Below are 6439 nucleotides of genomic sequence, written 5' to 3' on the forward strand. Positions count from 1 at the left end.
CACCTGCGCGGTCGGATCGACGGCCCACGGAATCAGCCGGATCGTCGACGTGTCGGGTACGCACACCATGTCGGGATCGGTGACGCCGGAGAGCGACCCGTCGTCCGGATAGTCGCCGGTGACGGTCTGCACCATCACGGCCTGCGGCAGCCGCATCGATTCGCCGGACGTGAACTTGTTGCGCGGCGTGATCTTGCCGCGCGCGATGCCGGCCATGTCGGGAATGATCGCTTCGATCTCGGTAATCCGGTGCTGCTTCAGAAAGTCTTCGATGTCTTGCATGTTCGTTCTCGTAAGTGGGTCGGCGCGCTCAGGCGAGCGCAGCGGCGGGCCGGGCATGCGAACGCGCGTCGCGGCGCGCGCGGCACGCATCGCCGAACGCGCGGAAGATCGCGCTCGACAGCGGGTCGTACGCGTGCCGCCATTCCGGATGCCATTGCACGGCGAGCGCGAAGGCGCGCGCATCGACGACGCTGACGGCCTCGATCAGCCCGTCCGGCGCGACGGCTTCGATCGCGAGGCTCGAACCGAGCTGCGCGATGCCTTGCTTGTGCAGCGAATTCACGTGCACTTCGTCGCGGCCGCCGGCGAGCTCGTGCAGGATGCCGCCCGGCGTCACCCGCACCGTGTGCGCGGGGCCGTACTGCACGTTCAGCGGCGCGTCGTCGTCCTCGCGGTGATCGGCGAGGCCCGGTACTTCGTGCACGCGCTGATGCAGCGTGCCGCCGCAGACGACGTTCAGCTCCTGAAAGCCGCGGCATACCGCAAGCACGGGCACGCCGGCCGCGATCGCGGCGCGCATCAGCGGCAGCGTCGTCGCATCGCGGGCCGGGTCGTGCTTCGTGCCCGGTGCGCTCGGTTCGCCGCCGTATCGGTGCGGCTCGATGTTCGAATAGCTGCCGGTAAACAGCAGGCCGTCGACGACGTCGAGCACGTCGTCGACCGATTGGCGTTCGCCGAGCGCGGGCAGCAGCATCGCGAGCGCCTGCGCGCCGTCGACGATGGCGGCGACGTACTTGTCGCCGACCGTATGCGACGCGTGTGCGCCGATCTGCGTGTAGTCGGCGGTGATGCCGACGAGAGGTTTCCTTTCCATGACGTCGATCAGTGCTCCATAGGATCGTTGCACGCGCATCGCCGCGTCGGGAAAAACGCAGGCGTGCAACGGCCCCGCAGCCTCGCGAAACACGCGAGGCCGCTGCCAAGGGCGCGCAGCGGGACGACAGCGCGATCGGCGCTGCGCATGACGGTCAGGCCGTCGTTCGTTTCATTGCGGCATGCGCCGCGGCAATGAGCGTGCGAATGCATTCCGTCGCCGCGCGCGAGCGGCGGCTGACGAATCGGCTAACGAAACGAACGACGTGCAGAAAGGAGAGGCGCTACGGCAGCAGCGATGCCACTTCGTCGGTATCGACGGCGACGAATGCGCGTGCGGACACGGCGTTGTGACGCCGAACGGAACGACGAGACAGGATGGTGTAGATGGACAGATGCAGCAGGCGAGGACTATGCCAGCCGCAACTGCCGTCGGAAGCGGGAGCGGCGCTGCGCAGACTTCGCACATCGCCTCGATCCCACCTCACCAGAGGGCCACGGACTCTCACGATTACACTCGACTGGTTCGTTGAAAGTATTGAACACCTGATCGTTTCAACGCGCGGGGCGTTTAAAATAATCAAGGCGCCGGTTTTGCGTCATTTACATCGACGGGTATCGATTTTTGCACTGCGATAACCCGTTTTGGCGTTGATGCAAGCCAATGACGCCAACCTGAGAGCCAGCATATACGAGCCAAAAACGGCGTCAAATGTTTTTTGACGGTGTCGTATCAGGGCTTTCCCGATGCAGTCCGAACAAAATATTCGACAAAGGAATAAGCTCGGACGTGTTCATTATTTCGATCGGCTTTCAGGGTTTTCCCCGCTGATGCGCGGCATAAAGTGATTAGAATATTCAACGGCTGCTCCAGCGTCGTTTTCACTTTTTCACCGCGCCTATCGTGTCCGAAACCGAATCGATGTCCACCGAAGTCGCCGAGCGCCTGCGTTTCGTGCGCAACAAGCATGGCCTGTCGCAGCGCGAACTCGCGAAGCGCGCGGGCGTCACCAACGGCACGATCTCGCTGATCGAGCAGGGGCGCGTCAGTCCTTCCGTCGGGTCGCTGAAGAAGCTGCTCGAATGCATTCCGATGAGCCTCGCGGAGTTCTTCACGTTCGAGCTCGTCGAGTCGCGTTCGGTCGTGTCGCGCCGCGACGAGATGCCGAACCTCGGCAACGAGTCGCTCGCGTTTCATCTCGTCGGCGCCGGCGTGAAGGATCGCAACATGTGCATCATGCGCGAGATCTATCAGCCGCACGCCGATACGGGCCCCGAGATGCTCGCGCATGCGGGGCACGAGGGCGGCGTCGTCGTGTCGGGCCGGCTCGAGCTGACCGTCGACGGCGCGACGTGGCTGCTCGACCCCGGAGACGGCTACTACTTCGAGAGCCGTTTGCCGCACCGTTTTCGCAATCCCAGCGCGGACCAGATTTGCGAGGTCGTGTCGGCCAATTCGCCGGCGACCTTCTGACCGCGCGTCACCACATTCGCGGCGGCCGCGCGTCGCGCGCACCGGACGTCGAGCCGCGAATGCCATCACATTGAGGCATCCTGATGAATAAGTTGACTTTGGCTGACTGGCAGGACAAGGCGGCGTCGCTCGCGATCGAAGGGCGCGCATTCATCGACGGCACGCTGCGCGATGCGCATGGCGGCCGCACGTTCGACTGCGTGAGCCCGATCGACGGCCGCGTGCTGACGAAGGTCGCCGATGGCGGCGAAGCCGACGTGAACGCGGCCGTCGCGGCCGCGCGGCGCGCCTTCGACGCGGGCGTCTGGGCCGGCCTGAATCCGCGTGCGCGCAAGGCCGTGCTGCTGCGCTGGGCTGCGCTGATGCGCGCGCATCTCGACGAGCTCGCGCTGCTCGAAACGCTCGATGCCGGCAAGCCGATCGGCGACACGACGACGGTCGACGTGCCGGGCGCCGCGTACTGCGTCGAGTGGTTCGCGGAAGCGATCGACAAGGTCGGCGGCGAAGTGGCGCCGGCCGATCATCATCTGGTCGGGCTCGTCACGCGCGAGCCGGTCGGCGTCGTCGCGGCGGTCGTGCCGTGGAATTTCCCGATCCTGATGGCCGCATGGAAGTTCGGCCCCGCGCTCGCGGCCGGCAACAGCGTCGTGCTGAAACCGTCGGAGAAGTCGCCGCTCACCGCGATCCGCGTCGCGCAGCTCGCGTTCGAGGCCGGCATCCCGCCGGGCGTGTTCAACGTCGTGCCGGGCGCGGGCGAACCGGGCAAGCTGCTCGCGCTGCATCCGGACGTCGACTGCATCGCGTTCACGGGCTCGACGGCGGTCGGCAAGCTGATCATGCAGTACGCGGCGCAGTCGAACCTGAAGCGCGTGTGGCTCGAACTCGGCGGCAAGTCGCCGAACATCGTGCTGCCCGATTGCCCGGATCTCGACCGTGCGGCACAGGCGGCGGCCGGGGCGATCTTCTACAACATGGGCGAGATGTGCACGGCCGGCTCGCGCCTGCTCGTGCATCGCGACATCAAGGACGCGTTCGTCGAAAAGCTCGTCGCAGCCGCGCGCGCGTACGTGCCCGCCAATCCGCTCGATCCGTCGGTGTCGATGGGGGCGATCGTCGATCGCGTCCAGCTCGAGCGCGTGCTCGGCTATATCGACGCGGGCCGCAAGGAGGGCACGCTCGTCACGGGCGGCGCGCGTGTGAAGGAAGAGACGGGCGGCTTCTACGTCGAGCCGACCGTGTTCGAGGTGAAGCCCGACGCGAAGATCGCGCGCGAGGAAATTTTCGGGCCGGTGCTGTCGCTGATCGTGTTCGACGATGTCGACGAGGCCGTGCGGATCGCGAACGACACCGAATACGGGCTTGCGGCCGCCGTGTGGACGTCGAACCTGACGACCGCGCACGACGTGTCGCGCCGGCTGCGCGCGGGCACCGTGTGGGTGAACTGCTACGACGAGGGCGGCGACATGAACTTCCCGTTCGGCGGCTACAAGCAGTCGGGCAATGGCCGCGACAAGTCGCTGCACGCGCTCGAGAAGTACACGGAACTGAAGTCGACGCTCGTGCGGCTGCGCTGACGTGCATGCGCGCGCATCGTCGAGCGACGATGCGCGCGGCGCGCGTTACGCGCTGCGCAGCGCCGGATGGAACCCGGCTGCCTCGATGACGGCCTGCACGCGCTCGGCGCCTTGCGCGGATTCGACCTTGACGGTCTTCGCCGCGACGTCGATATCGAGCTTCGCGGCCGGATCGGCGGCCGTCACCGCGCGCGTGATCGCGCTGGCGCAGCCGCCGCAGGTCATGTCCTGAACTTCGAATTCCATCGTGCTCTCTCCTTGGCTGATTGACGGTGGATGAACGATCGGATGATGAAGCTTGCCACGGTAGGAAGGTCAAGCGTCGTCATCGGTGCGTTCGGCGTCGCGCGCTGTCGGCCGCGCGTAAGGCGGTCGTCCGACGAATGCGCGCGACGCGGCACGCGCGCCGCTCGGTGTTTGGCCGAATTGACCGCGCACGCGCGGCGGCGCATTTGCGTATGAGCCTTGTCGGGCCGCACGCGCTGCGCGCGCTATGGAGCGGCATCCCCATTGCGTTCACAAGGGCATTCGGATTGAAAATGCGAATCGCTCTTAGTATCGAGGCCCCTCAAGCTCTGTTCGGTCTTCGATCATGAATCGTATCGCTTTCGGTTTCGCGCTGGCGCTGATCGGCGCCAGCGTCACGCCCGCGTTCGCGGCGGACGACGTCGTCAACCTGACGCTGAAGGATCACAAGTTCTCGCCGGACGGCGTGACGATCCCGGCCGGCAAGAAGGTGAAGTTCGTCGTGAAAAACCTCGACGCGACGCCGGCCGAATTCGAAAGCGACGACTTCAAGGCCGAGAAGGTCGTTCCGGCCGGCAAGTCGGTCGAGATTCTCGTCGGGCCGTTGAAGGCCGGCACGTACGAGTTTCACGACGAGTACCACGAAGCGCAGTCGAAGACGCATCTGACCGTCAAGTAAGCCGCCATGCTGTCCACTGCGCTGATCGTCTTCCGGGAAGTGCTCGAGGCCGCGCTCGTGGTCTCGATCGTGATGGCCGCCACGCGCGGCGTGCCGCGGCGCGGCTGGTGGGTCGGCGGCGGGCTGGTCGGCGGCGTGATCGGCGCGGGGCTGATCGCGGCGTTCGCCGACGTGATCTCGCAGTGGGCGTCGGGGATGGGGCAGGAAGTCTTCAACGCCGGCGTGATGTTCGTCGCGACGCTGATGCTCGCGTGGCACAGCATCTGGATGAGCCGCCACGGCCGCGAAATGGCGATGCAGATGAACGCGGTGGGCCGCGCGGTCGCCGCGGGCAGCAAGCCGCTGACGGGGCTCGCGATCGTCGTCGGCGTCGCGGTGCTGCGCGAAGGCTCGGAAGCCGTGCTGTTCCTGTACGGGATCGCCGCGGGCGACCCCGGCCAGACGCCGCAGATGATCGCCGGCGGCCTGCTCGGCGTGCTAGGCGGTGCGGGGCTTGGCTATGCCATGTATGCGGGGCTGCTGCAGATTCCGCTGAAGCGTCTGTTCTCGGTCACCAACTGGCTGATCGTGCTGCTCGCGGCCGGCATGGCGAGCCAGTGCGTCGGCTTCCTGCTCGCGGCCGGCCTCGTGCCGTCGTGGGGCGACACGATCTGGGATACGTCCTGGCTGCTGAAGGAATCGAGCCTGGTCGGCAAGGCGCTGCATACGCTGATCGGCTATACGGCGCGGCCGGCCGGCATCCAGATCGCCGCGTACGTCGCGACGCTCGCGGCGATCGTCGTGCTGTCGCGCGTCGTCGGGCGTCAGCAGCGCACGGTGCAGCCGCCGCGTTCGGCGGCGTAGCGCGCGTTTGCGGATCGCAGATGAAAGAAGGGGCGTCGTGGACGCCCCTTCGTTCGTTTGGCACGGCGACAACCGCACGTACCGCTGCGGCGACCGGCGCGCTCCGGCGAATCGGTCAGCGGTGGTTGTCGATCCACGCGCGCGCCCATTCGAGCCCTGCTTCGCGCGCTTCGTCCTCGGTATCGAATACGCCGAGCACGCCCGACGCTTCGACGAGCTTGTTGTTCTGCGTGATCGTGCCGCTCGCCGCGAAGCGCTCCGGCTGCAGGATCTCGTCCTGCTGCAGGATCGCGTGGCCCCAGATCTGGTAGCCGCAATAGTTTTCCGCTTCCATCATCGCGTCACCTCGGCCGCGCCGTGGCGCGTGCCGACGCGCAGCACGTTGCCGTCCGGCGTGTACTGTCGCGGAATGTCGGAGAAGTCGAGCGCGTGCGGCGCATCGGGCGCGGCCGGCTGCATCACGGTGAGGCGGCCCGGCGCGGGCTGCTCGACGGGACGCGGCGCGGCCGGCGTGTCGACCGCGGCGGG

Annotated in this window: 8 protein-coding genes and 2 pseudogenes; 4 read left to right on the forward strand and 6 right to left on the reverse strand. The window is 66.8% G+C overall.

Annotation, left to right across the window (positions count from 1 at the left end):
* From HMPREF3115_RS32195 to HMPREF3115_RS32200, 3 genes and pseudogenes are all read right to left on the reverse strand, one after another.
* Nucleotides 1-282 (reverse strand): annotated as a pseudogene (locus tag HMPREF3115_RS32195) (glutamine synthetase); the annotation flags it as partial.
* Nucleotides 283-310: 28 nt separating this feature from the next.
* Complete coding sequence (locus HMPREF3115_RS04015) at nt 311-1096, reverse strand: gamma-glutamyl-gamma-aminobutyrate hydrolase family protein (protein ID WP_070553477.1); 786 nt, start codon at nt 1094-1096, stop codon at nt 311-313.
* Between the two features lie 283 nt (nt 1097-1379).
* Complete coding sequence (locus HMPREF3115_RS32200) at nt 1380-1562, reverse strand: hypothetical protein (RefSeq protein ID WP_006402789.1); 183 nt, start codon at nt 1560-1562, stop codon at nt 1380-1382.
* Nucleotides 1563-2017: 455 nt separating this feature from the next.
* Between HMPREF3115_RS32200 and HMPREF3115_RS04020 the strand changes: the two genes are divergently transcribed.
* Entirely contained in the window at nt 2018-2569 is a 552-nt protein-coding gene (locus HMPREF3115_RS04020) for a cupin domain-containing protein (protein WP_035488928.1), read from the forward strand.
* Nucleotides 2570-2652: 83 nt separating this feature from the next.
* Nucleotides 2653-4143, forward strand: a complete 1491-nt coding sequence (locus HMPREF3115_RS04025) for an aldehyde dehydrogenase (protein ID WP_070553478.1) — start codon at nt 2653-2655, stop codon at nt 4141-4143.
* A gap of 45 nt (nt 4144-4188) precedes the next feature.
* Here HMPREF3115_RS04025 and HMPREF3115_RS04030 read toward each other — a convergent pair whose 3' ends face one another.
* Entirely contained in the window at nt 4189-4389 is a 201-nt protein-coding gene (locus HMPREF3115_RS04030) for a heavy-metal-associated domain-containing protein (protein WP_070553479.1), read from the reverse strand.
* A 346-nt stretch (nt 4390-4735) separates the two neighbouring features.
* Between HMPREF3115_RS04030 and HMPREF3115_RS04035 the strand changes: the two genes are divergently transcribed.
* Together HMPREF3115_RS04035 and HMPREF3115_RS04040 are read left to right on the forward strand one after the other, a co-directional pair.
* On the forward strand, nt 4736-5068 hold the full coding sequence (locus tag HMPREF3115_RS04035) for a cupredoxin domain-containing protein (RefSeq protein ID WP_059939260.1): 333 nt from the start codon (nt 4736-4738) through the stop codon (nt 5066-5068).
* A 6-nt stretch (nt 5069-5074) separates the two neighbouring features.
* On the forward strand, nt 5075-5911 hold the full coding sequence (locus HMPREF3115_RS04040; protein WP_006402795.1) for an FTR1 family iron permease: 837 nt from the start codon (nt 5075-5077) through the stop codon (nt 5909-5911).
* Nucleotides 5912-6026: 115 nt separating this feature from the next.
* Here the strand turns inward: HMPREF3115_RS04040 and HMPREF3115_RS04045 are convergent, their stop codons facing one another.
* Both HMPREF3115_RS04045 and HMPREF3115_RS04050 read right to left on the reverse strand, forming a co-directional pair.
* On the reverse strand, nt 6027-6245 hold the full coding sequence (locus tag HMPREF3115_RS04045; RefSeq protein WP_012467437.1) for a hypothetical protein: 219 nt from the start codon (nt 6243-6245) through the stop codon (nt 6027-6029).
* A pseudogene (locus HMPREF3115_RS04050) lies at nt 6245-6439 on the reverse strand (hypothetical protein); the annotation flags it as partial. The gene HMPREF3115_RS04045 and the pseudogene HMPREF3115_RS04050, both read right to left, overlap by 1 nt.

The organism is Burkholderia sp. HMSC10F09, assembly GCF_001806955.1.
Classification (GTDB): Bacteria; Pseudomonadota; Gammaproteobacteria; order Burkholderiales; family Burkholderiaceae; genus Burkholderia; species Burkholderia multivorans.

Coding starts and splice junctions, on each gene's coding strand:
- HMPREF3115_RS04015 (WP_070553477.1), bottom strand. CDS start 1,096: ATGGAAAGGAAACCTCTCGTCGGCATCACCGCCGACTACACGCAGATC.
- HMPREF3115_RS04020 (WP_035488928.1), top strand. CDS start 2,018: ATGTCCACCGAAGTCGCCGAGCGCCTGCGTTTCGTGCGCAACAAGCAT.
- HMPREF3115_RS04025 (WP_070553478.1), top strand. CDS start 2,653: ATGAATAAGTTGACTTTGGCTGACTGGCAGGACAAGGCGGCGTCGCTC.
- HMPREF3115_RS04030 (WP_070553479.1), bottom strand. CDS start 4,389: ATGGAATTCGAAGTTCAGGACATGACCTGCGGCGGCTGCGCCAGCGCG.
- HMPREF3115_RS04035 (WP_059939260.1), top strand. CDS start 4,736: ATGAATCGTATCGCTTTCGGTTTCGCGCTGGCGCTGATCGGCGCCAGC.
- HMPREF3115_RS04040 (WP_006402795.1), top strand. CDS start 5,075: ATGCTGTCCACTGCGCTGATCGTCTTCCGGGAAGTGCTCGAGGCCGCG.
- HMPREF3115_RS04045 (WP_012467437.1), bottom strand. CDS start 6,245: ATGGAAGCGGAAAACTATTGCGGCTACCAGATCTGGGGCCACGCGATC.